Annotated in this window: 17 protein-coding genes; 4 read left to right on the top strand and 13 right to left on the bottom strand. The window is 48.1% G+C overall.

Going from position 1 to position 23,861, the window contains the following annotated elements; all coding sequences use genetic code 11:
• Window positions 1-65 precede the first annotated feature (65 nt).
• Both AM1_RS14755 and AM1_RS14760 read right to left on the bottom strand, forming a co-directional pair.
• Window positions 66-623, bottom strand: coding sequence for a mechanosensitive ion channel protein (locus AM1_RS14755; protein ID WP_010479074.1), 558 nt, complete (start codon window positions 621-623; stop codon window positions 66-68).
• A gap of 495 nt (window positions 624-1,118) precedes the next feature.
• A complete protein-coding gene (locus tag AM1_RS14760; RefSeq protein WP_012163652.1) occupies window positions 1,119-1,967 on the bottom strand; it encodes a DUF3179 domain-containing (seleno)protein in 849 nt (282 codons plus the stop codon).
• A gap of 123 nt (window positions 1,968-2,090) precedes the next feature.
• On the opposite strand from AM1_RS14760, the gene AM1_RS14765 reads away from it, so the two are divergent.
• A complete protein-coding gene (locus tag AM1_RS14765) occupies window positions 2,091-2,750 on the top strand; it encodes a TetR family transcriptional regulator (RefSeq protein WP_012163653.1) in 660 nt (219 codons plus the stop codon).
• Window positions 2,751-2,787: 37 nt separating this feature from the next.
• Here the strand turns inward: AM1_RS14765 and AM1_RS14770 are convergent, their stop codons facing one another.
• Both AM1_RS14770 and AM1_RS14775 read right to left on the bottom strand, forming a co-directional pair.
• On the bottom strand, window positions 2,788-3,375 hold the full coding sequence (locus AM1_RS14770) for an NADPH-dependent FMN reductase (protein ID WP_012163654.1): 588 nt from the start codon (window positions 3,373-3,375) through the stop codon (window positions 2,788-2,790).
• A 256-nt stretch (window positions 3,376-3,631) separates the two neighbouring features.
• Entirely contained in the window at window positions 3,632-4,474 is an 843-nt protein-coding gene (locus AM1_RS14775) for an alpha/beta fold hydrolase (RefSeq protein ID WP_012163655.1), read from the bottom strand.
• A gap of 361 nt (window positions 4,475-4,835) precedes the next feature.
• On the opposite strand from AM1_RS14775, the gene AM1_RS14780 reads away from it, so the two are divergent.
• The gene (locus AM1_RS14780; RefSeq protein WP_012163658.1) at window positions 4,836-5,549 is read left to right on the top strand and encodes a tetratricopeptide repeat protein; all 714 of its coding nucleotides are present in this window, start codon (window positions 4,836-4,838) and stop codon (window positions 5,547-5,549) included.
• 166 nt (window positions 5,550-5,715) lie between these two features.
• On the opposite strand, the gene AM1_RS14785 is transcribed toward AM1_RS14780, so the two are convergent.
• The 3 genes from AM1_RS14785 to AM1_RS14795 form a co-directional block, all read right to left on the bottom strand.
• A complete protein-coding gene (locus AM1_RS14785) occupies window positions 5,716-7,131 on the bottom strand; it encodes an ATP-binding protein (protein ID WP_012163659.1) in 1,416 nt (471 codons plus the stop codon).
• A 29-nt stretch (window positions 7,132-7,160) separates the two neighbouring features.
• Window positions 7,161-8,825 carry a response regulator gene (locus AM1_RS14790; protein WP_012163660.1) on the bottom strand — a complete coding sequence of 555 codons (1,665 nt, stop codon included), beginning with the start codon at window positions 8,823-8,825 and terminating at the stop codon, window positions 7,161-7,163.
• A gap of 398 nt (window positions 8,826-9,223) precedes the next feature.
• Window positions 9,224-9,691, bottom strand: coding sequence for an SDR family oxidoreductase (locus AM1_RS14795; protein WP_012163661.1), 468 nt, complete (start codon window positions 9,689-9,691; stop codon window positions 9,224-9,226).
• A 560-nt stretch (window positions 9,692-10,251) separates the two neighbouring features.
• Between AM1_RS14795 and AM1_RS43970 the strand changes: the two genes are divergently transcribed.
• On the top strand, window positions 10,252-10,377 hold the full coding sequence (locus AM1_RS43970) for a hypothetical protein (protein ID WP_012163663.1): 126 nt from the start codon (window positions 10,252-10,254) through the stop codon (window positions 10,375-10,377).
• A gap of 19 nt (window positions 10,378-10,396) precedes the next feature.
• Here AM1_RS43970 and AM1_RS14800 read toward each other — a convergent pair whose 3' ends face one another.
• Complete coding sequence (locus tag AM1_RS14800) at window positions 10,397-13,963, bottom strand: WD40 domain-containing protein (RefSeq protein ID WP_012163664.1); 3,567 nt, start codon at window positions 13,961-13,963, stop codon at window positions 10,397-10,399.
• A 561-nt stretch (window positions 13,964-14,524) separates the two neighbouring features.
• On the opposite strand from AM1_RS14800, the gene AM1_RS14805 reads away from it, so the two are divergent.
• On the top strand, window positions 14,525-14,977 hold the full coding sequence (locus AM1_RS14805; protein WP_049783834.1) for a DUF4347 domain-containing protein: 453 nt from the start codon (window positions 14,525-14,527) through the stop codon (window positions 14,975-14,977).
• A 23-nt stretch (window positions 14,978-15,000) separates the two neighbouring features.
• Here the strand turns inward: AM1_RS14805 and AM1_RS14810 are convergent, their stop codons facing one another.
• The 5 genes from AM1_RS14810 to AM1_RS14830 all read right to left on the bottom strand — a co-directional run bounded on the left by AM1_RS14810 (window position 15,001) and on the right by AM1_RS14830 (window position 23,273).
• Window positions 15,001-15,561 (bottom strand): YdeI/OmpD-associated family protein, encoded by a 561-nt coding sequence (locus AM1_RS14810; protein WP_012163668.1) that lies wholly within the window; start codon window positions 15,559-15,561, stop codon window positions 15,001-15,003.
• Window positions 15,562-15,780: 219 nt separating this feature from the next.
• Window positions 15,781-16,605, bottom strand: coding sequence for an FkbM family methyltransferase (locus tag AM1_RS14815; RefSeq protein ID WP_012163669.1), 825 nt, complete (start codon window positions 16,603-16,605; stop codon window positions 15,781-15,783).
• 124 nt (window positions 16,606-16,729) lie between these two features.
• Window positions 16,730-17,284 carry a DUF4269 domain-containing protein gene (locus AM1_RS14820; protein WP_012163670.1) on the bottom strand — a complete coding sequence of 185 codons (555 nt, stop codon included), beginning with the start codon at window positions 17,282-17,284 and terminating at the stop codon, window positions 16,730-16,732.
• A gap of 276 nt (window positions 17,285-17,560) precedes the next feature.
• Window positions 17,561-19,237: a ShlB/FhaC/HecB family hemolysin secretion/activation protein gene (locus tag AM1_RS14825; RefSeq protein WP_012163671.1), complete on the bottom strand. Its 1,677-nt coding sequence runs from the start codon at window positions 19,235-19,237 to the stop codon at window positions 17,561-17,563.
• Window positions 19,238-19,427: 190 nt separating this feature from the next.
• Window positions 19,428-23,273, bottom strand: coding sequence for a DUF4347 domain-containing protein (locus AM1_RS14830; RefSeq protein WP_238548950.1), 3,846 nt, complete (start codon window positions 23,271-23,273; stop codon window positions 19,428-19,430).
• Between the last annotated feature and the right edge of the window lie 588 nt (window positions 23,274-23,861).

Raw genomic sequence — 23,861 nt, forward strand, 5'->3', positions numbered from 1 at the left:
TTGGTACGGGAATTTCCACTTTTTTGAGTCAAGGTCAGTGTCTACAGCAACAGAACGGCTAAAAATTAATCTTCATCCCAGTAGAACCGATAAAATAACTCTTCATCTTTAAATTGATGGCTATCAGAAACATGATGGATCCATTTGTCATCCATTAATCGTTGCCCTAATCCAATCGCCTCTTCTCGCGACAATTTAACATTGTGCATCAACCAGCGAACTGCCTCAGACCCAATAAAGCAATATGGATACTCTTTTAGCCGATAAACCCGATTCTTGATCTTGATGCCACCGACAGTACGCATCTTGGCGACTAATTTTTCCAGATTAATTAAGGTAATTCGGTCAATAGTTTTTTCAGGAGCAAGAGACGCTTGCTTATCCTCAACCCAGGCAGTGAATTCTGTTTCATCCTCAACTAGTAAAACCGAGCTATTACCTTTAGATTCGAGAAAAGCCGTTCGACAATATTCTAAGGCTTCTTGTCGTTGATTTTTGGAGAAATTTGACTGACGAACATATAGTCTATCTTGATAGCTAGCACCAGCTAACTTCTTTTGATTTCCATCAATATTATGATATAAGCTACAATGCTCGATTTCGGAACTTTCAAGTATTAGCATTTGGTTTAATCACGTCCTAATAATATGAGTACGTCTCTGTAAATATTATTCCCAGAAGACCATACTGATATTACATAATTTAAGAACGATATAAATTCTATAAATCAGTCTCAGAAAGGGTTAAGAAGAATTTCAGCATAATCTCATTTATGTTTTATTGCCATAGACTGAGTGACTCTTTATAGTCAGTAGTTCTATTTTTTTGAAGCTGTCATCATTGACGAATTGTCCCAGAACTTTATTGTTGTGGCCCTCTTATAATGCTCCGGTTTTACTGCCCATGTAGATAACTATAATTTGACATGTTTTGTGGAGAACTCTTGACAATCATCAAATGGTCTCTTGATAGTCAAGTCATTGAATTGAACGAAAAATACACTTCGTATTTCTCAAGAATATGGAGATTATCCCTAAGCGTACGGAAGCAGCAGGAATATCTTGCACTGCCTTGAATATCATCTTATTGGAGCCTTCGGGGCAGGATTATTCAAAGTGTCAGATCACTTCCTTCTGGTCTAAACCGTAAATACTACAGTGGGAGAAAGTCAGGGCAAAGCCGTACCAGCGGAGAAAGTATTGTAAAGGTCGAGTGCCGTCAGCCCAGGTTGCGCTGGGGACACCATCTAGTGGATTGAGTGATACCTGTAGCGTTCGCCCGTTCCAGTCATCGGTCACCTGCGGTTCAATCTCAGCGTGGGGATAGAAACGAGCACTCCCATCGACCACAACTCCCAAGCCCATGGTCATTCTGGATAATCGTGGATCTTCGGGAGCCATGGTTTGGGTAAACAGCTTCGGTAAATAGCCTGTTTGACCAAACGTCCACTGGCCAAAGCGCATCACTCGCCGGAAAATGGGACGCTGATGCGATCGCAAAATCCGTAACTCAGGTTCTTGCCGGCGGGCCGCCGCCACCGTAGTCATTTCCAGACTCCAAGTATCTAGCTGAGTCCCTGCTAAGGGACCATAGACTGCTTGCCCCGTAATGTGGTCCCAGTAGGTGCCCGTTTCATCATCCGTGAGAATGGCAACCCCGTTGTACAGTCCACCTACCTGAAAATGATAGGATTGCCCCTCCACGACAGGCGTCAGTCCCACACCGCTATGACAGACACCACAGAATGAAACGATATAAGGCTGTTCCGCCAACGTTCCTTGAGCCAGATGGTGATACGCCATCTCTTGCACTAACAAAGCCCGTCGTTGACCATGTCGTTCAAACACAATCAGCTCAGCAGAGTCCGGTAGCCGAGTGGAGGCAATAGATCTCCCTTCATCCATCACCTCAAAACGCTGAAATAGATCTGGCTGCTTCTGCAAGCGACTGGGGTCGAAGTGAGACATGCTCTGACTCCTTAATGAAGAAAAGGGCGATTTAATTAAACACTTGTTTAGTTAAACTATCGCTGCTGAATGGAGCTGTCAAGTTTTACCCTAGTGCTCATGACTGTGACGAAGGATATCTGCATGGCGTCTCTTGATCCACAACCAAACGCTACTCCAAAGGGGAAGCAGAAACGGGATGCAGCAGCGACAAAAGCTCGGATTTTAGCTGCGGCAACGGAAGAGTTTGCTAAGTATGGGTTAGCGGGGGCGCGCACAGCTGCGATCGCAACCCAAAGCCAAGTCACTAAAGCGATGCTGTGCTACTACTTCACCAACAAGGAAACCCTCTATCGGGCGGTGTTGCAGCGGCTAGTCAGTGATATAAATTCGGCCTTTAAACCGACTGATTGGGACCAACAGACGCCAGCGCAAGCCTTGGAAGCGATGATTCGGGCTTACCTGACCTTTGAATCCCAAAACCGATGGCATGGCATGTTGTGGTTTCAGGAAGCAATTCAGAATCAAGGGCGGTATGGAGAAGAGACGGGGTGGCAGGCAGGTTTTCAATCGATCGTTAGTGTCTTAGAAACAGGGATGGCAACAGGCCAGTTCCGGCAGCTCGATCCGTTTTTGACGGCGATCAATATTTTGGGAGTCTGCTCGTTTTATTTTGATGCCCACGAAAACTTGAAATATCTGGATACCCAACAACAACTGTTGAGCCCCGAAATGGTGGGGCGACAGACGGAAGAAGTAGTGCGTTTGGTTCTCGCTGGAGTTTCCGCAGATCCCGAAATATAATGACTCTCTCACATGACTTGGGGACATTGGGAAGAGCTTACTGGGATAGCTTTGCGGTTACGGTGGCGAGCTTATTTGCGATCGCACGTACCGCATCAACCTGTTTCTCATCGACTAAATTACCCTGATCGTCAAAGGCTTGATAAGCCCCTGAAATTGCCTTCTGCTCAGGAATGACTAGGACCCCAATCCCTTCTAAAATGGCGCGCACATGCACTAGACCCCGCATTCCCCCTAAACCACCTGGGGACGCAGATAGCAGCGCAGCCACTTTACCCTTAAAACAACTCAATGCCATGGGTGCTTCCCCCGGTTCTGGGCGAGAGGCCCAGTCAATTGCATTTTTCAGCAATGGGGTAATAGAACCGTTGTATTCAGGACAGGCCAATAGTAATCCCTGGTGGCTTTTAAGGAGTGCCTTAAACTGAAGAACCGACTCCGGGAGGCCATCTTTGGCTTCCAAATCCTCATTAAATAAGGGCATGGGATAAGTCAGTAAGTCGATCAGGGTGACCTCAGCACCCGCATCGGCTGCACCGGCCGCCGCGATCTTGACGAGCTTTTTGTTGAAGGACTCAACACGGGCGCTACCGGCAAAGGCCAGGATTTTAATGGGGGATGACATGATTCTTCTTCCACCAACTAGAAATTTGCAAGAGTGCTACTACCCCATGTGCGTTTGATTAATCATAGGGAGGCGCTGTAACCTAACAGAATTTTAATCTACTTGTCTTGTTCTTCCTTGACAAAATTGTTGGAATTTTGCGCCAGGTATCCACCTTGAGATGGCTTCAGTGTGGTATTTGTAGCCGTCTTTCGTCGTTCGATGACTATCGTAAGCACTCCGAAAGGATCAAGATAACAACCAACATCTTGAAAACCTAAAACGACGAAAGAAATCCTAGAATGATCTGATTGAATTTCTGGGGATGCTCAATGGAACTCCAATGACCACATTCCTCGAAAATTTCCAATCGAGCATTGGGCATGATTTGAGCAGCATTCTGACCATGGCTGACAGGAACCATAGGATCTTGTTGCCCCCAAATGATGAGGGTTGGGGCTGTGATGGTCTGTAGTCTCTCAGTAATGGGCTGGGAGAACTGCCCCCAGATGCTGAAAATGGAGCGTCCTAAGTTGATCGTTGCCGCTGCGGCTCCTGGTAGGATAGCCATTTGATAGAACTCATCGACCATTTCTTCAGTAATGAGATTCGAGTTATAGACTGACTGCTTACACAACATTCTTAAACCTGATTTAGTGGGCGAGCTCAATAACTTACCTAGCCCCGGAATCGCTGTAATCCGAAGTAACAGATTAATTTCTGGACCTAAGCCAGCACTCCCAGCTAAAACGAGGCGGTCGATTAACGCTGGAAATTTTAGCGCAAACGTCAGCGCCACACCCCCTCCAGCAGACGTTCCAATTAAATCTGCTTTGGGGATATCCAATACCTTCATAAACTCTCGGGTGAACTGAGCCATAAAATCATATGTGTAATCGGTATTTGGTCTTTCAGAGCGACCTGCACCGACCATATCAAAGGCATAAATGCGATGATGCTTGGCTAATTCAAAGATGTTGTATTTCCACAACTCAATATAACCGCCACCTCCATGCAGCAAAATGACAGCTCTACCTGAGTCGCCAATTTGCCAGTATCTCGTATTGACAGACCCAACTTTGACATAGCGATCTTCTGGTAGGGGCTCAGTTGGTTTCATCTCAGCTGATTCATTACTGGGTAGCGACCACATCACTTCTATCACGTTTAACCATTGCCGAAAGTCTGCTGCATCTGAAAACGCCAATCAACAAACTTTTAGTAGTTCTTCAAGTACGATTCCAGCAATCTAATGTCCCAAATCAGCAGCGGCAGATGATCTTGAAGTTTCGTCTACTGCGTTTAAATGAATGATGCGATCATCTATCGAACAACCCATAAAGAAAATAGTTTTCATTACTATGAACCTGATCCAAACATCCTAAGCTTTGCAAGGATGCTTGCAATTGAACGAGGTCATGGAAAATTTTGATCACACGGTATGTCCGACCATCATTAATAAGCAATCTTAAAGCAAGCATATGGAATATTTTCAAAAAGCTAATGAGCTTTATGATTTAGGGCAGTTTGAAGAGGCAGTAATGACTTATGATCAAGCTCTTCAAGTTAATCATAAGGATGATGCAGTTTGGTTTAGACGAGGTATCTCTCTAGGTAACTTGGGTCGTTATGAGGAAGCAATTGATAGCTTGGATCATGCTCTAGAGATTCAACCAAGTTGGTATGAAGCTTGGTATAGTCGAGCGCTTTATTTACACTGCTTAGGCAATAATCGTGAGGCGATTACTAGCCTTCATAGTGCATTAAAGATTCAGCCAAACTATCTTTTAGCTTGGGACATGCGTGGACTGATTCTAATAGAATCAGGTCGTTTTGAAGAAGCTCTTGCTAGCTTCGATCATGCTTTAGATATTGAACCAGATGATGTTCAAATTTGGATAAATAAGGCAGGTACCCAATTACTATTAGGGCGTAAGAAAGAAGCAACTCACAGCCTCAAGCAGGCTCTAGAAGTTACCCCAGAAAATTATCCAGATTGGAAAATGCTTGGAGACATGCTACTCGATCTAGGCCAATATGAAGAAGCAATTACGAGCTTTGAGCATGCTCTAGATATAAAGCCAAAAGATTTTGAAATCTGGTTCCTCCGGGGAATTGCTTTACGGAAGTTAGGTCGTTATGTAAGAGCAATTATAAGTTGCAGTAGGGCGCTCTTCCTGAAAGTAAAAACCTAGAAAAACCAAATAGAGTAATGCTTCCAGGCTCCCAGATACTTGAGCCCCTAGAGCAAGATACGGAGTCGATGGCTAACAAGATTCGCGCAAGACCTTCGGTGTTATCCCCACAGACCGCCGAAAGTGCTTTATCAAATGACTCTGATCCGCAAAACCGCCTTTCACCTTATGATCGAGAAAGCGGCAGCGTGATCGCAAAGCACGTCTTTCCCGGTGCAGACTCTACCATTAGGCTGCCACCATGACGATTTTCAACGATCCGACGGACGACATCCAGTCCCAATCCTGATCCTTTGCCCATGGGTTTGGTGGTAAAAAACGGTTCCAAAATGCGAGTTGTAATCTCAGGCGGGATGCCCGGACCATTATCCTCCACTTCAACTCGGATACAGCTGTTCTTTTGACAAGTCCGAATCGTAATTTTAGGTGGTTCGGAAGTGGGAGGGCTTTCCCCTAAAGCGTCGATGGCGTTATCCAATAGATTGGTCCACACCTGGTTCAGCTCACTGCCAAAAGCCATCATTTTAGGGAGGTCTTGGTCATAGTGACGGTCAACCTTGATGCCATGCTTGAGCTTGAATGCAAACAAGCGCAGTGTATCTTCAATACCATCATGGATATCCACCTCTTGCTGCGCGGCCCGATCCATATAGGAATAGGACTTCATGGACTGCACTAGCGTCGAGATTCGCTCAGCCCCATCTAAACCTCTGAAGATCATCCCCATGACGTCAAAGGAGAGCGCCAACCACCTCAGGCCCATATCCCGTAGTTCAGTATCACTATTGCGCCAGCGGTCCATGAGTTGCTCGAGGGTTTCAGGCTCTACTTCCCCTGCAGCGAGTGGTTCAGCCAACTTCCAAGCTTCGTCAACCCCATAGTCCTCTAGCCAGTCAGTCAGGGCATCTTCTCGATCTCCCAAGACTAGGGGATCATTTTGGGGATGGGCAATGGCATTAAAACCGTGATCTCTTAGCGCCAACCATTGCTGAGTATGCTCATCATCTACTTGGTGTTGACCATACACCAAATTCATCCGCTGCAATTCCAGAATGGCGGGTTTCACGTCTTTGAGTACCCGTACTAAAGCGGCTGCCGGGTTGTTGAGCTCATGGGCCAATCCTGCTGAAAGTGTGCCTAACGCAGCCATTTTTTCCCGACTTTGAATAAAAAATTCTAGGCCGCGTAACCGCTTCTCCATGGTGCGAAAGATATTTTTTTCAAAGTCACGGCAGCTATGGAGCACCTCTAAAAAGTCGGGACAATTGAGTCGATAGAGGTCGGTATTCGTATCAGCCGTTAAGGTAACCGGAACTAAATCTTCCGTCAGGCATTGAATTTCTCCAAAGAAAGATGGACTCACATGGCGACCCACGGGCATATCTGCCCCATTGCTGCTGCGGCTGACAGTAATTTGACCGCTGACTTGAATAAAAAAGCCCAGTGGGGGCTCGCCTTCCCGGACGAGAATTTCACCTGGGGTTAAGTGGATATGTTGTGTGCGATCGCAGATCCAATCCAGGCGTTCTGGAGGCAGTGTGCGAAAGACTTCTATCTGGGTCAAAGCGTCTGGACAAAGCATGGATTAATTGCCTATAAATTGGGGATACGCTACAGGTTGGCTAAATGGCGATGAACAAACTGGACGCAAATAGAGCCTTCACCCACGCCAGAGGCCACCCGTTTGATCGAGTTATGGCGCACATCACCCACCGCAAAAATGCCAGGTACGTTGGTTTCCAACAAGAAGCGATCGCGCTCCAGGGGCCAGCCTAACGATGTATCCACATCTGGCCCCGTACAAATAAAGCCCCGTTGATCGCGATATACCTGGTCACCTAACCAATCCGTACTGGGGGTTGCTCCGATAAAGATAAACAGGGAATTGGTCTCAAACGTTTTCATCTCATCGGTCTGGGAATCCTTGACCAGAATCCGCTCCAGCTTCTCGCTCCCCTGAGCTTCCACCACACTATGAAACGGCAACACTTCAATGTTGTCTGTGCCATCGATTTGGTCAATCAGATATTGGGACATGCTTTTAGTGAGAGACTCGCCCCGCACCAATATGCGCACTGTCTTGGCAAACTTAGAAAAGTACATAGCTGCTTGGCCCGCTGAGTTGGCACCACCTACCACGTAGACCTCTTCGTTTGTGCAGGCGGCGGCTTCCGTTTGGGCTGCGCCGTAGTACACGCCTGCCCCCGTAAACTGTTCAATGCCAGGCATGTTTAGCCTACGCCAGGAGACCCCCAGGGCCAGGATTAAGGCATGACTGCTGATTTCGCTACCATCAGACAGCGTCAAAAAATGGTAATTGTTCTCGGTACGCAGGCTTTGGCCAGCTTGGGGCGTGAGAATTTCAACACCGAAGCGCTTGGCCTGGGTAACGGCGCGGCGGGCCAGGTCACTGCCGCTTAAACCAACCGGAAAGCCCAAATAGTTTTCAATGCGAGAGCTGGTGCCTGCTTGGCCGCCAGGCGCTTCGCGCTCAATCATCACCGTGCGCAGTCCCTCAGAGGCACCATAAACAGCAGCAGCCAACCCCGCTGGGCCACCCCCCACAATCACTAAATCGTAGAACGGCTTCGCCGCTTCGGTCGTTTGCCCCAGAGCTTGGGCCAGTTCTGTGACGCTGGGGCTCGTCAGTTTAGAGCCATCTGCTTGGATCACGAGGGGAAGGCAAGGATGATCGGCCTGGCTCACTTTTTCACCGGACAGACTGATCAACTGTTGGGCTTCAGGATCGCTTTCGATATCCAGCCAGCGGTAGGGAATTTGGTTGCGGGAGAGAAAATCGCGCAGGGCATGGGAGTCCGGGGACCAGCGATCGCTAATCACTTTCACTCCCTTAAACTCTGGTTTAAAGCTCGCTTTCCAGTCGGCGATTAAGTCATCCAGAACGGGATACAACTTCTCTTCTGGCGGATCCCAAGGTTTGAGCAAATAGTAGTCCAGGTTGGCATCATTGATGGCAGATATCGCCGCATCGGTATCGGCATAGGCCGTCAGCAGCGCTCGCTTCGCAGTGGGGAAAATAGGGCTGGCCTGTTCCAGAAATTCCACTCCGCTCATATTGGGCATCCGCTGATCTGCCAGGAAGAGGGCCACGGTATCGCCGCGCAGTTTGAGCTTCTGAGTCGCATCCAGGGCACTGGTCCCAGAGTCAGCCCGCATAATGCGGAAACGACCGCCATATTGCTTGCGCAGGTCACGGGCGATCGCTTGGAGCACGGCTGGATCATCGTCGATGGTTAGAATGACGGGCTTATCCATTGTGATTAACTCCTACTGAAGGGTGATAGTTCGTACCACTGTAAAGTCTTTGTCAAAGGCATAGTGCAAAACCTCAGTACAACCTGAAACTAATGAAGGGTTGAATGTGGACAAGCTGATAGTCCATTCGTTTGAGATTGGGCCTTAAGATCTAAAGTATCTGAAGTACCTCTAAATAACCTCCAAATGTTCTCTGAACACGCGCTTGGTTGGGTCGTAGTGCTGAGTTGTTTTGCGCTTTTCTAGGTCAGCAATCATCAGATTTTGGTTCATGGCCTTATGTCCAAATTTCCTGTAGCTCAAGAGAAAGTGGATTAGCTATGGATCAGCGCTTTGCTTCACGCAATAGAGATACGATTGCAGATGCGATGTCACTGGGCTGAGTTGTGAGTCGTATTTTAAAGGTAATCCGCAACGTCAAAAGCCTGACCGAATTCACTGATTTCTACGGCGTACTTATAAGCTTTAGCCGTATCTGTTGCTGAGATCCCGCTTGAACTATCCATACCCATTTTTTCCATAGTTTCTTTTACAAATCGAGGACTAACGGTGTTCACTCTTAGGCTTGAACCTAATTCGAACGCAGCTGCTTTCGCGAACGCATCTAGAGCGGCATTAACGAGGCTGATCGCTGCTCCCCCCTCCATTGGGTGTTGTGCCAAATAGCCTGATGATAAGGTAATGCTTCCTCCTTCGCGCACATATTTGTTGCCTACCTGAAATAGATTGACCTGCCCCAACAACTTACTGTCAACGGATGATTTGATCTGTTCAAAAGGGCCGGTCAAATCGGATCTCGATTGCCCCTCTTGTGCCAAAACCTCCCAGTTATCAGTATTGGGGAGATTCCTAATGGCTGCTGTCATTACAAATGACTTCGAAAATGCTCTTAAAACCGATGTACCATCGGCTGTTGGCCAGCCGCCTCAGTGCAAACTGTCCACCAAAACAGGGTTTCAATCAGGCTACACGCATTTTTTGCAACCATAGTGCAGGACGTTGCGGGACAGCATCATCCTTCGAGCTACCTCATTTCTTGCATTGCCATGTCAGTTGTGGGAAGAATGCCGAAAGTAGCCACCACTACACATGAATTATTGGTAAGACGGCAAGAGCAAATGGCAGTTTATTTTGAAACCGAACTGTAAAAAGGGATGTTGCCTTCTACGTTCAATGTTTCCGTTGCAGTGTCGCTCATCCAGGATCTAATGATCTCGATGGGGTTTCGGGGTCGAATGGGCACTTCTCTTGCGGAACTGGAAGAGCTTGCAGCTTGGAATGCCGAACTGGTCATACTAAGTGGTACTATAGGAGGTTAGTCTGAGGCGCTGCATTTGCGTTGTTAGGGGTACTGTGGCATCGAAACCTGTAAAAACGTTATGGCGACTACGATAGTGATTTAGGCAAAAAAACAGCGAATTTATGGGTGGGGCGAGTTTTAGCCCTAGGTGGCTATTCTAGTTGCGGTGGTGCGATCGCAAGTCGCAGCTTATCCTTCTTGCGAATGGCAAACCTCACATCAGGCATTATTGCTGAAGTGGTCATCCAATAAGGATCGTGAGTGGCAGAGGTCAGGCTTCATGAAGACTGTGATCCTCAATTGCCCCTAACGCTTTCAGCGTCGCTTTTTGAGCATGAGTGACACCTGTTATACCCGTGATATTTATACCTTCATAGGGGCCTGGTAAGTACACCGTTCTTAAGCATTCCCCTGTATGAATATTCCAGAATTTGATGGTTTCATCACTCCCTCCACTGACGACCATTTGACCGCAGGGACTAAAGACGACCGACCATACAGAGCTGGTATGCCCGCGACAGATTTGGAGACACTGACTGGTCTGAATGTCCCAAATTCGAATGGTCTGATCAAAGCTACAGCTTGCTAAGAGGGTTCCATCCTTAGAAAAGTCAATGGCACTGATCAAATTTAGATGTCCAGTTAACTTATGGCGGCACTGTAAATCACTCAACGGTTGGAGGATCACTACTGGCTCGCCAGCAGAAAAACTGGCTAGGAGATCACCCTGGGGTGAAAAGGCTAATTCGCCAACCCAGCCTGAATATTCAAAGACTTCACAACAGCTGCCATTCTCAACTTGCCAGAGTCGTAATGTTTGGTCCATGCCGCCACTGGCGAGTAAACAGCCATCGGGCGAGAATGCAACGGACCAAATCGCATTGCTGTGCCCTTGTAAACGTTGAGTACAGAGGCCAGCATTGACATCCCAGAGTTGTAAGTCACCCAGGTCACTGGTGCAGGCGAGCAGATTACCGTCAGGGCTAAAGGTGATCGCTCGCGTGACATCAAAAGAAACGGGCAAGTTGGAATGCAAGCGGTCGTTGTCTAAGTCCCATATTTTGAGCTTGTTGTCTTGAGCATATCCACCACTGGCCAGCAGATGTCCGTCTGGGCTAATAGCGACAGTCGACACAAAACCTTCTTGTTGATGGGCTTGTAGGCAATCGCCCCTCTGGGTGTCCCAAAAGCGAATCCATCCGTCTTGAGATCCACTAATGAGCCGATTCCCCTCTGGCGTAAAGACTAAAGACCAGACGGTATTGGTAAATCCCGAGAACGTCCTGAAACACTTACCCTTCGCAATATTCCAAAGACGAACGGATCGATCTTGACTGCCACTAGCCAATAGATTGCTGGAGTGAGCAAAAGAGACCGACCAGACCCAACTCGTATGATCTGTGAAGCAAGCGACACAATGACCGGAAGAGGTATCCCATAGTCGGATCGTGTTGTCTTGACTGCCACTCGCGAGGGTTTGTCCATCGGCTGAGAAATCAACAGAGACGATTGCATTGCTATGGCCGGATAAACACATCAAGCACTGGCCAGACTGGAGATCCCATAGACGCATGGTTTTATCGTTGCTGCCACTGGCGAGATAGGGGCTTGTAGGCGAAAAGGCAACCGACCACACCGTTTCGTTATGTCCTTGGAAAGTGTTGATGCACTCACCCGTCTCCAAATCCCAGAGCTTGACAGTGGAGTCCGCACTACTGCTGGCCAGATAAGAATTCTGAGGCGAAAAGGCAACCGAATGAACTGGCGCATCATGCCCCTGCAGAACATTGAGGCAGCGACCCTCAGCAAGATTCCATAAACGAATCGTTTGGTCTGAGCTGCAGCTGGCCAGAACATCACCCTCTCTGGAAAATGCAACGGACCAAATGGCATCCTGATGCCCTGCCAAGGTATTAAGGCACTGTCCTGTATCGATGTCCCAGATGCGAAGAGTGTGATCAAAACTACCACTTGCAAGGCGATCGCCATTGGGAGAGAAGGCGATGGAGGAAATCCAGGCCGTATGCCCTTTTAGGGCTAACAGTTGTTGACCATTCGAGATTTGCCATAGATAAATATTGCCGTTGGCATCGGCAGCAGCCACGAGAGATTGAGCAGGGTTTAACGCGACGGCAAAGACCGCACCGAAGGTATGGGTGAACAGTGATTGAGATAAATCTGACCCTGTGAAATTGACATGATGGAGCGAAATATCCTGTAGGTTGGCTTGCCAAATAGGGAGATGGGACAAATCATACCCACTGAGATCTGTGCCGATCTGGCGCAGTAAATTGATAATGTTGCCCGGTGTATAGCCTGCTTGCACGATGGGCTGATGTCGAAGGTGGTCTAGCAGTTTTGTGAGGTGATCGGCAATGGCTTGTGTATTGCCCAAGGTGATCAGCAGTTGGTCTAAGACGGGCTGCAAAATGAGACCGGTTTGGATATCTCGTAGATAATCTTTGGCTTGAGCTTTGACAATCGCGAGTTGACTGCATAAGGACACGTCTTGGCTGAGCAGCTCATAACTAATCTGCTGGGTGAGTTTGCGAATGACAAACTCCATCACCACAGGCTGTTGAGTATATTGACCCCGTCGCGATTCAATTAAACACCGGGATACGAGGGATTCTAGTGCCTCTAAGAGATGGGCGGTGGTTATGGTGGGTATGAGGTCTGTTTTTAGGTCTAGGGTGGTGGTCCATTCTCGGTTGATGGCGAGCCAGTACATTAAAAGTCTTTCTAATGGAGAAAGTCGCTCAAACTGTTGATTCAGTAAACGTCGGACTCCGCTGAAAATAATGGTTTCTTCGGCTAGGAACTGGGCAATATCACTGTCAAATAGGTCATGAATGGAGCTGGCAGTAATCTTCAAGGCTAAGGGACTACAGCCATAAGATTCACATAGGGTTTGTTTCTCCTCAGCCGTTCCCTTTAACTGCTGATTCTTGACTAACGCCAGGGCCATATCTAAAGCCCCACCAATGGTTAGGGACCGGACCGGTAGCTCGACGCCTTCGAACATTGCGATCTCAGCTGGCTTTTCTCGACTCGTGAGTAGCACACAACTTTGGTGCTGGGATTCACCCACAACCCGGAATAGCTCTGCGTAGTCTTCATAGCCGGGGCGATAGTACCCCGTTTGTTGCTCTGGCTGCAAAATGGTTTCGATATTGTCCAGAACGACTAAACAGCGAGCAGTTTGCAGACATTGCAACAGTAGTCTTATATCTGTTTCTAGGGGCTGCTGATGGGAGAGAAAAGGCACCAGTTCTCCCAGTAGGGAGGCTAAAGATGGGGCGTTACGCAGGGACCGCCAAATGATAAAGTCGAATTCTTGTTGCAGTTGCTGAGCTAATTTGACCGTTAGCGCTGTCTTGCCAATGCCGCCCATGCCCAGAATGCAAAGGAGCCGACAATGGTCTGTTCTAACCCACTGGCCCAAGGTGGCTAATTCTTCAACTCGGCCATGAAAGATGGAGACGTCCATGGCTTCCCCCCAATCTTGCTGAGGTCTTGAAATTTTTGTCGGGAGTGGTGTTTGATCCGCTGTTGGTTTAGGGGAGGGTGAAGTATAGTCTGATGATGTTAGATCAAGTCCAAAAGTATTGAAGTAAGCTTTCAGGGTTTTACGATCGACGGCATGTTTGCAGGCTCGAACTTTGCTGAGGGTGTTCGGGCTGAGCTGAGTCAGCTCTGTCAAATCTTCGATGGTGTAAGGTAATCCATTATTGTTGGCGGCTTCGAATTGGTTCTGGGCCTCTTGGAGTCGCTGCCAGCCCTGGGGAGAAAGAACCATACCTCGCTTACGTTGCGAACGGCTTTTGGCCCTAGACATCGGCGATATCTCCCTTGCTAGCCATGTGCCTTCCTATGAGTGGCCGCTGATAGCACCATTTTAGGTGAAATCTGTGTTTGAATTCCTAAAGTTCACAGCCGCTGAAAAGCTTTCGCTAATTCAATTTCACCAGCTTTTATTAAAGTTGAGGCTTAAGTTGGGGGCTTAACTTGTTATCTTGCATGGACGAGCGGTTGATTGTGCTGCACTGTATCAGTATTGGTGATATCAGGATTGGTTGGTATTTGCGACCGGAAGCCTCTTTCAAGAGATTGATGCAGACCGAAAGCAACTGACCCAAAAAATTTATTATCCAAGTGACTCCCTTGAATGAATGGTCTCTCCCCATTCATTTACCCAGTGAAGTGAATCACCTAAATTGAGGAAAAAAATATGGTTTTAGTTCTAGAAACCCTGAATTAGCGATCTCATAAATCAACGGTTTGGTTCGCGTTGATCGGGGTAAAAGCGGTTTGGGATTTACATATTGGCTCTATGTAGGACAGCGGTAGCCAAATATAGGTTTCTTTTTTGCATATTTTTTTAAGTCGGAGAATGATCATGCCACACACTGCATTGCCCCTTAATGTATTGCCTGGACTGACTGTTGCGTCTACGCAGTCTTCTGACCCGTCTTCGATCGTGATCATTGATGCCGCGGTAGATCAGTACCGTTATTTGTTGATGAGCCCGCTTGACGGTATGGCAGTACATATTCTTAATGGGCAGGAAGATGGTATTGCCCAAATTGTATCTCTGTTGAAGCAGCATCAACGGTTGTCGAGACTGTTCTTATTCTGTCAGGGAGCGTCTAGCCAGCTTATTTTGGGTAAGACTGCTTTAAGTGATACCAATCTGTGGATGTATGCAGATGCCATTAGAGAATGGCGCCACTATTTTGCTCAAGATGCTGAAATTTTAATTCATGGATGTAACCTGAATACGAATCGAATGGGTCAAGCTTTGATCTCGTGGTTAGGCTTGCTGGCAAGGGTCTGTGTACAGGTTGTCTAACGTCTGCTCGTTGATCGGGGGCTTCACCCTAATCGACCTCCATCATTCCATTGGCCAAAGCGCTTGCCTGCAGCGGTCTTGGAAATAAAATTTTTCAGGCGTTTATCAAAGTTTTCTGGCCGCTTTCGCATTTCTTCGATATATCCGATGCGTACTCTGATGTAAAGATCGGGGAAGGTCTTGAAGTGGGTCAATGCCTTGGGCTCTGCCTGGATGGCCGCGATGATGTCCTCGGCAATATCAAACGGTAATGAGAGATCAGGCAGCTTGTTTTGTCCGGCTGAGGTCATCAACCCCAATTTAATCAGCCGTCGAGCCCGTTCTTTGTTAAGTTCAGTCCAGTGGCTGCGGGGGCGACGGGGGGTAAATCGCTGGGCTTTTTCAACGCTAGAAATGCGTTTGGCAATACCGTCGATCCAGCCAAAACAAATAGCTTCTTCAACAGAGTCGAGGTAAGAAACCGTCGGGACTGCAGGTCGATCGTCCGAGAGCAACCAAATCTCAGATGCGGATTGATGATGTTGGGTGAGCCAATCTCGCCACTCTTTTCGGCTGGTGGCTTTGAAGGTTACCGTTACCTGCATAAATAAACGGCCAATGTTGTTACATTACGGTTCACCATGGAGCCAGCGGTTGATGACTGTTGCTAGAAGTGTATAGCCTGCAAACTACTATAGCGTTCTGTCTACCAGTGCTGAGATTCCAGCCTAAACTGATACTTGTCGCTTCAGTGTAATCCTGGCAAGATATGGATTCCTTGCAAGCGTCTAGGCAGGTTTCGTGATGTTCCTAGAACTAACAGGTTAGATGATGGATTCAACACTAATCCCTAAGACTCGACGGGCCTTATCCCTAATCTCTTGGCGGCGATCTTTATGTACTGCAAAATAGTTGGTTGTGCGGCGTGGATAGAGATGACTCTCAAGGAAGCCTGCTTCTGTTAGCCCATGGTCGTTGTGGGCCAGACGATTGGGCACCAAGATAGCGTAGTGGCGCTGATTGAAATACCCAAACAAGTCTTTCTTGGCGTCATTGAAATCTGATGGGATCGGCGCACTTTCAAACATGACTGTCGGACTGCTGCGTGAAAGAATGCCGATGGCTCCACGAAGCGCTCCCAGTTCGGCTCCCTCGATGTCCATCTTGATCACGTCAACTTCGGTGTTACTGGCGATTAAATTATCCAAGCGCTTGATCGGCACCTGAATTTCTCGGATCTGGTTACTGTTGGGGTGATGAATGGAACTGTAGCCGGTTTGCTTTAGGTCGATAAAAAACTCAATTTCGCCTTCTTTTTCTCCTACGGCACAGGCATGTACCACAACTTTTGGAAACTTGCGGCGTAGCTGTTCTGCTTTTTCAGGTATGGCTTCTACGGCAATGATATTCACCGTTGAATCGTATCGTTGAACGGCTGAGGTGATGCTGCCAATATGGGCACCAATATCGAGAAATGTTTTGTTGGGGTCGCAGATGGCGCAAACCAAGCGCCCGGCTAGCTGATCATTGGCAATGGTGCCTACTGCTTCTGACTGTGTAATTGCTGTCCGTAATAAATCAAGTTTCTCTCTGGAGAACATTGCGAGGTCGCCGAAACGGTTGCCAAGAAGTATCTGCTTCAAATTCATAGGGGTTTACCCATTGGGTTCGATTGCGACCTGCGGACAATTATAGGGATGGCGCGGATCCTACACACCAGGCCAGTTTGACACCTGGAATACTGCGTTATGATACCCAGACTGAAATCCCTTGTCATAAAGAATTAGGAAGATGGGTGCTGATGAGCTGTTGTAAGTTGAGATGGCAACAGGCCGGTTGGAAACCATCGCAAATCTGTTCCAGTTCCAATAAGGCAATATAAGGATCGCCTTCTAACCCAAGAATTTTGGCAAAAGCAGGTTCGGTTTTAATGCCCCTGTGCTTGAGCTGCTGTACTGCAATTCTAAGACTTGGCTCCAATTCAAGCAGGCGTTGCTCTATTCTGAAATGGCGAACCCCCCACTGTTGTTCGGTGGGGATGGTTTGACAGAATAATTCGATATCCCATCCCAACGCATGGAATTGAACCATCACTGCAGGTAAATTCTGAGCGGTAGAGTCATAACACTGATAGCCATTCAGCTTGCCAAAGTTTTGGTGGGAATAGTGGCGGAAGTGAGATAGATCTTCAGCCGAGCACGCGATATCGATATCACTCAGGTCAACGTCAAGATTCAGGGGCGGTGTCCCAATCACACAAGGCTTAAATGGGTGAAGAACTCTAAGCAAGCTGAGTTCGTCAACGACATGGTTAAAGTCTGGTTTCATGGATGCTGCCTTGATTTTAAGTATTGAGCAGAGCAGCTATCAGCGCCATTAGAAGGCTAAAGTAGTGAGTCAGTCAGTGACCTAGGATTAAAAAAGCTACACCGATGATCGGATGATACCAAAGCAGTCTTAAGGGTTGACTGGAGTCTCTGACTGAATTTGTATGACTCTATCAATGCTTATAAAAGGCAAGCCAGCATTACGTAAAGCGTTGATGAGTGAGTCTGAATGGTCAATTCTCCTCTTCAATAGGGCTACTCAAGACTGACAGATTCCCTAGTAGCTGTATCTAACACTAAAGTGAAAGCCTTCATCTTGAACATTGTTGCCTCGGTCACTCAAATCTACAAATGGCACAGCATAATCAAGACGAATATTGAGTCCAGAAACAGGCTCCAAAAGCAGACCTAAGCCTGAGCTAATCAAAAATTGCTCCCCAAAGATGAGATTAGGATTATTGTTGGAGTTAAAAACGTAACCCAGATCTAAGAAGGGGGCAATCTGAATGACTGGACTTTCTTTTTTATTGCGAACAAGGGTAATGCGATCTTCAATGGAAAACCGCAAGCCATTATCCCCAGAACGGACATTTTGACGGAAGCCTCTCACGGATTGCCCACCCCCGATGACGAACTGTTCTGAAGCCAACAAACTATCAGGACTAAACTGGGCACTTCCTTGCATAATCAACAAATTGTTCTTGCCTAAGCGCTGCACCCGCTGAGCCTGTCCTAACCAGCTAAAGAATTGGCCATCTGGAATAGCCCCAGTGTTATTCGTTGCATTGAACAACCCAGTACCTAAACTAAATTGTGACTGTAAAGCCCAAGCTCCAGTAGAATCGCGTTTAATATAGTCTTGACCAAATTTGAAGACGCTGGTGCGGCTGATGCCATTGGCATCAGGGCCAATACCGAAAGGGAAGGGAGAATTAAACAAAAAGGTCTGCCCATCTCGGTAGGCAAACGCAAGGGAGAGGGCAAATTCTTCTCTGGGATTACGAATCAGCGGTTGCCGGAAGCTAATTTCATAGAATTCAGAATTGCCATCAAAATCTAAGGTCGTTTGGGTTTGAGAACTATCGGTAATCAAAGCCCGAAGCTGTAAGGTGCCATCTTTAGCATTGAGGGGAATGCGGTAACCCACATCGTAAAGATTCGATCCACCCGTGGTAGATCGACTATAGCTGAGGCTGAGTTGATCACCCCAACCCGTCGCATTGCGATAGCTAACCCCAACACCCGTGCGGACTCCTCCCACACTTGGGGGTGAATAATTGTCAACAGAGACGTCAAAATTGAAAGGTTTGGATTCTTTAACAACCACAGAGAGAATGCTTTCCCCAGCATTTTCACCCGGGGCAAGAGTGCCATTAACGGTTTCAAATAGGGGATCGAGCTGCAACAGTCGGAGCTGGTCTTCAATGGCTCCTAGTTGAGCAGGGGTGCTAGTACCCAGAGCGAGTCGCTTTTTTAAGTAGCCTGTTTTGGTTTGTGTATTACCCTCAATGCGGATATCGCTAATAGTCCCTTCTATGACCTGGATTTGGACTGTGCCATCAGTAATCTCTTGTTCAGAAAGGACTGCACGAGAAGTGAGATAGCCTTGATCGAAATAAAGCTGAGTAATGGCTTCAGTCAGGGCTTGTAGCTCATTGATAGAAACGTCTCGGCCTTCGAGAGGCGTCACGAGAGGTTCAAAGTCAGTTGGAGTGAAAACAGTACTGCCAATGATGTCGATTTGGGTGACAGAAAGGGTTGTCTGACCGTCGGGGGTCTTCACTGCCGGAGGAGCCGGGGCAGGCGTAATCGGATCGTCAGTCTCTGCTGGCAAGGCATCTTCAGGATTGGGCAAAGGTTGAGGAATTCGGTCTTGGTTTGGATCGGGGCGTTGGGCCAAGGCAGGAGAGGCGAGGAAAAGGAGAAGAAGGGCCGTTGAGGAAAAAAGTTGCATAAGAAAATGCGTCAATAGGAACGAAGGATTGAATACGGGATTCGATTAAACCTGAAACCTGAAAACTAAAACCGACGTTGTATAGATAGGGAATGGTGTGGGCTCATGCCATTCCGAATTCAATATCTGTATGGATGAAGGGCAGCTGAGTCACTGACAAAACAACATGCACTCAAAGAATTCGGATTAATCAGGGACAGTCAGCCCCTAACGCTTCTTGACTTTCTTCTGGAGGAGGGGTTTGACCTTGAACATCAGGAATATCAATATCTACCTCCAAATTCACTGTAGGAACTGCTCCGCAGGCAACATCAGATGTCTTTGACAACTCCTGTAGATCAGTCCAAAATCCTAAGAATTCCGTTGCAGGGATATCAGGGGTGGTTGGCGCAATGGGTGAGTTTGTCAGGGTAAAATTACCTGCCGTAACGCCAACACCAGTAGCAGTAACTGTAAAGGTACCCGCCGTATCATTAGCTGTGGCGCTCACACTGGCTACCCCATTATTGTCGGTGGTGGCGGTGGTCGCGCTGAGGGTGCTAGAGGCTCCAGTGCTCGGTGCACTGTAGTTCAGGGTCGTGTTGGGGACCAGATTGCCAAACTGGTCAGTGACGGTAACATCTAACGTATTCGCAAAGGCGGTGTTGACGGTGGTTGATTGGTTGTTCCCCCCACTGATGGTTAACAAAGCCGGAACATCGGGAGTATTGGTGAGGTTGAAGCTGACTGGGGCAAGGGTGCCAGAGCTGCTAGAGATCACATAGCTGCCAGCCACGGTATTGCCAGTGGCACTCACTCTGGCTACCCCATTACTATCAGTGGTGGCGGTGGTCGCGCTGAGGGTGCTGGAGGCTCCGGTGCTCGGTGCGCTGTAGTTCAGGGTCGTGTTGGGGACTAGATTGCCAAACTGATCCGTGACGGTCACATCTAACGTATTCGCAAAGGCGGTGTTGACGGTGGTTGATTGGTCATTCCCCCCACTGATGGTTAACAAAGCCGGAACATCGGGGGTATTGGTGAGGTTGAAGCTGGCCGGGGTAAGGGTGCCAGAGCTGCTAGAGATTACATAGCTGCCAGCCACGGTATTGGCAGTCAAAGTGGGAGCTGTGGCCACCCCTGTGGCATTGGTGACTACAGTGGTGGTCGGGTTGCCATTGAAACTCCCCGTTGCCCCCGTGGGTGAAGGGGTAGCCGTAAAGGTAACATTGAGCCCCGATACTGGAAGGGGTGAATTAGCAAAGTTTTCTGTGACTTGAGCTTCTAGAGCTGTGGTGAAGGCCGTATTCACAGTCGTTGTTTGATTATTGCCCGCAGTCACCGCCAAGCTATACCCTTGGGACTCAACAGCCCCAATATCTACTGTGCCGTTGAAACGATTGGCTCCTCGTTGGTCCGTGGTCAGCGTGGCGGCCATGGCAAGGGCATCACTTCCTGCATTGAGAGCAGGGCTATCCAGGAAAAAGGCGTGAGTTTGGGTGGGGCCGCCATAGTCGCCGAGGGGGAGCAGCATCGGATCGAGAGGGGTAGCCACACTGCCGACCAGGGTACTGGTGGTGAAAATCCCCTGGTTATCAACGCCAATCAGGTTATTACCCGCGTCGATAATCGGGGAATTGGTGGCACTTGCTCGTCTTACATCTGGAAATACCGTAGCTGTATTCAGGGCAATGATACTGTTAGCCACGGTTACCCGCGCAGTATTAGCACCGCCCAAAAAATTAAGATTGAGAATGCCACCTGAGCTGCTCCCTGGATTGGTCACTTCATTCTGGACAATGGTGCTATTGGTGATGGTGATGGTCGCGCCCAAGAGGGAAGTTTGTCCCCGGTTGTAGATGCCACCGCCCCCGAAGACCACTGTATTCCCAGAAATGGTGCTGTTGTTGACGATCACCACTGCACTGTTGTTAGCATTTTGTCCCAATTGGGCAATGCCACCGCCCACATTGGCATTATTGCCAGTAATCGTGCTGTTGTTGACGGTCATCACCGTACTATTGGGGCCGGCCCCCGTAAAGGAAGTGTTGGACAGGGCACCGCCATTACCCATGGCCGTATTCCCAGAAATGGTGCTGTTGTTGATGGTCACCGTCACAGCATTGGCAGTAGTATTAAAGCTGGAAATAGCACCCCCATCATCTGCGGCTGTATTGCCAGTAATGATGCTGTTGTTGACCGTTAGCGTTCCTCTGTTGTGGATGGCCCCACCATCGTCTCCTTGACCACCAGAATTGGCTATCCCACCCGTCAGGGTGATATCGTTGACCTCTAACTCGGCACCTAGGGCTACATGTATCAACCGAAAGTCAGGGGCAGTAGTATCCCGCGCAAGGGTATTGCCCATGCCATTAATCGTCAACTTTTCGGGTGCCGTAATGGAGGGCAAACCATTCGCTCCGTTAGTCGCGTTATCTACCGCTGCCAGGGTGATATTATTCGCCAGATTAATCGTATCTGTCTCTGTATTGCCATTCGCCAGATTGATCGCGGCAATCAAGCTCGCGGCATCCGTTGCGGTAAAGACCTGTAATAGTCCCTTATAGTCTGCTAGGGTGGTGGCCTCAAAAGCGCTACCCGTTTCAATGCTGCCAATCGACTGCTCCAGTATCCAGTTACCGCCTCGGGCTGTATCTCCGGTTAGATCTGTACTACCTGCCACATCCGCATGGGTCAATTCGGCAATTTTATTCAGCAGCGCCAGCCCCTCGGGTCCACGGGCTGTCAAACAGGCATAGATTAAAATATCTGCTTCAGTACTGAGTAAGCCTCCCCATTGCTGAAAATGGGCTTTGTATTTGTCTAAGGTTTCATTGCTCACATAGGCATTGCCCAGCCAAAACTCGCCCTCATCTCCCTCTGAAACGATATGGACGGCATCAACAGCTCCCACCTGTTGTAAGACGCTGGTGACTCGTTCGATGCCATTTTCGCTCACGGGGATGGCGACCGTTGTCGTCCCGGCTTCAGTTCCAAACAACAGCCTTTGGTAGTCCGGTACTGTAGTGTCGAGAAAGACTAACTCGTTGGCGTTAGTGCCATCTGCATTAAATCGCGTCACGATTGGGGCACTATGTTGGCCATTGTGAGTGGTAATCAGCTTTTCACTATCCCCCATCACATTGACGTGATTCGCTGCCGCCAACTGCACCTGGTCACCTGAAACTTCTCCAGAAATAGCCACATCGCCAGTTGCCACAGGCGTATTCAACAACCAAGTACGACCTGCCGCATCAACTTCCACACCTGTCGCTACTGGGACGTCACCCCCTGTTAATAGTTCTGAAAGAGATACTGCCCTAAAGGGCTCTGTGGTATCAGGATCAAGCTGTTTTACTTCCAGACTGAGCAACATATCAGGATGATTGATACGTACCCGACGCTGACCGGGTACTGCAGCAAGGGTAACTTGCCCTCCCTCAGCGGAGAGAGAGCCTGTATTCACGACCGTGCCCCCAATCAGGCTCAAGTTCTGCCCTTTTGCCACGGCCAGGTTTCCGGCATTGACGATACTACCAGGCTGGTCCGTATTAAACAGCAAACTCTGGGGAGTCCCCCCTAAGGCAGCATAGTCATTGTCACCAATTGTGTTAAACCAACCCTTTTCAAAGCCAATGCCAGTGGCAGTGGTTGCGCGAAAATCTGCAGGGACATTGATCGTGGCATTGGGACCAAACACAATTCCTGCGGGGTTCATAAGGTACAGGTTGGCATTGCTTCCCTGGACTTGAATCAGACCATTAATAATCGAGGCATCTCCTCCGTTCACGCGCCCAAGAATATTCTGAATGCCGGGATTGCTGAGAAAGGTTGCAATTTCTCCTTGGCTAAGGCCAAATTTCTTAAAGCTATGAAATAGATTGGCCCCATCGCCTGAAAGACTGCCACCACTGATGTTAAACCGCTTACCATCAGCGGTGACAATGGTCTGAGTGCCGTTGGGTTCGGTGACAATCGATTGGGCGTGGGCTGGCTGCATCCATAAGTACACTCCCAAAAACGGTAGCAATAGAAGTCTGGGTATAGGCCAAAGTTTCATAACAACCCTTTGATTAAGATCAGTAAAACCGATGCTTCGCTCAAGTATGCCCATTGTGAAAATACATTTGAATACTCACATATCGGCATCCAGCACATTAAAGATGTTTCAAAAAGGGAAAATTCTTTGATGCAATTGAATGGCTAAATCCTCGAAATCCTAGACAGTTATATGCAATGAGTTTTTGCAGCAAGGATTAGAGCTAGCCCCCGCAGGACTTAGGCCGTTAGCTTAGATCTTTTATCAACTTAGGGGTATTCTACGTTAGTAGAATTTCTTGGCTACATCTCCTACAAGCGAGTGTGCAGCACTCGGTATTTGAGTAACAATTACCGGTGGTGTGGAATTGAAAATATCTCCAACTTATAAGTAGACTGAGTTACAACAGCTAAGTGCAGTAAGTGCAGAGGGATATCTGATTGACCATGAAGCACTGGCAACGATTAGTCTTTATCTGACTGAGCGGCTGAAGCGATTGAGAGATTTTGTATTGAATTTCGAGACCGTACCTGTACTTTTTGAACAAGCCATTCAACTGCCTGGTCAGGGATTGGCGTTCATGATGGCAATACCATGTGCCCGAATTGA

This window comes from Acaryochloris marina MBIC11017, assembly GCF_000018105.1.
GTDB lineage: Bacteria > Cyanobacteriota > Cyanobacteriia > Thermosynechococcales > Thermosynechococcaceae > Acaryochloris > Acaryochloris marina.

Bases quoted from the DNA above. Each gene is read 5' to 3' on its own strand.
- AM1_RS14790 (WP_012163660.1), bottom strand. From the start codon at position 8,825: ATGGATAAGCCCGTCATTCTAACCATCGACGATGATCCAGCCGTGCTC.
- AM1_RS14785 (WP_012163659.1), bottom strand. From the start codon at position 7,131: ATGCTTTGTCCAGACGCTTTGACCCAGATAGAAGTCTTTCGCACACTG.
- AM1_RS14775 (WP_012163655.1), bottom strand. From the start codon at position 4,474: ATGAAACCAACTGAGCCCCTACCAGAAGATCGCTATGTCAAAGTTGGG.
- AM1_RS14805 (WP_049783834.1), top strand. From the start codon at position 14,525: ATGCCACACACTGCATTGCCCCTTAATGTATTGCCTGGACTGACTGTT.
- AM1_RS14830 (WP_238548950.1), bottom strand. From the start codon at position 23,273: ATGAAACTTTGGCCTATACCCAGACTTCTATTGCTACCGTTTTTGGGA.
- AM1_RS14795 (WP_012163661.1), bottom strand. From the start codon at position 9,691: ATGACAGCAGCCATTAGGAATCTCCCCAATACTGATAACTGGGAGGTT.
- AM1_RS14800 (WP_012163664.1), bottom strand. From the start codon at position 13,963: ATGTCTAGGGCCAAAAGCCGTTCGCAACGTAAGCGAGGTATGGTTCTT.
- AM1_RS14770 (WP_012163654.1), bottom strand. From the start codon at position 3,375: ATGTCATCCCCCATTAAAATCCTGGCCTTTGCCGGTAGCGCCCGTGTT.
- AM1_RS14780 (WP_012163658.1), top strand. From the start codon at position 4,836: ATGGAATATTTTCAAAAAGCTAATGAGCTTTATGATTTAGGGCAGTTT.
- AM1_RS14815 (WP_012163669.1), bottom strand. From the start codon at position 16,605: ATGAATTTGAAGCAGATACTTCTTGGCAACCGTTTCGGCGACCTCGCA.
- AM1_RS14760 (WP_012163652.1), bottom strand. From the start codon at position 1,967: ATGTCTCACTTCGACCCCAGTCGCTTGCAGAAGCAGCCAGATCTATTT.
- AM1_RS14765 (WP_012163653.1), top strand. From the start codon at position 2,091: ATGGCGTCTCTTGATCCACAACCAAACGCTACTCCAAAGGGGAAGCAG.
- AM1_RS14755 (WP_010479074.1), bottom strand. From the start codon at position 623: ATGCTAATACTTGAAAGTTCCGAAATCGAGCATTGTAGCTTATATCAT.
- AM1_RS14820 (WP_012163670.1), bottom strand. From the start codon at position 17,284: ATGAAACCAGACTTTAACCATGTCGTTGACGAACTCAGCTTGCTTAGA.
- AM1_RS14810 (WP_012163668.1), bottom strand. From the start codon at position 15,561: ATGCAGGTAACGGTAACCTTCAAAGCCACCAGCCGAAAAGAGTGGCGA.
- AM1_RS14825 (WP_012163671.1), bottom strand. From the start codon at position 19,237: ATGCAACTTTTTTCCTCAACGGCCCTTCTTCTCCTTTTCCTCGCCTCT.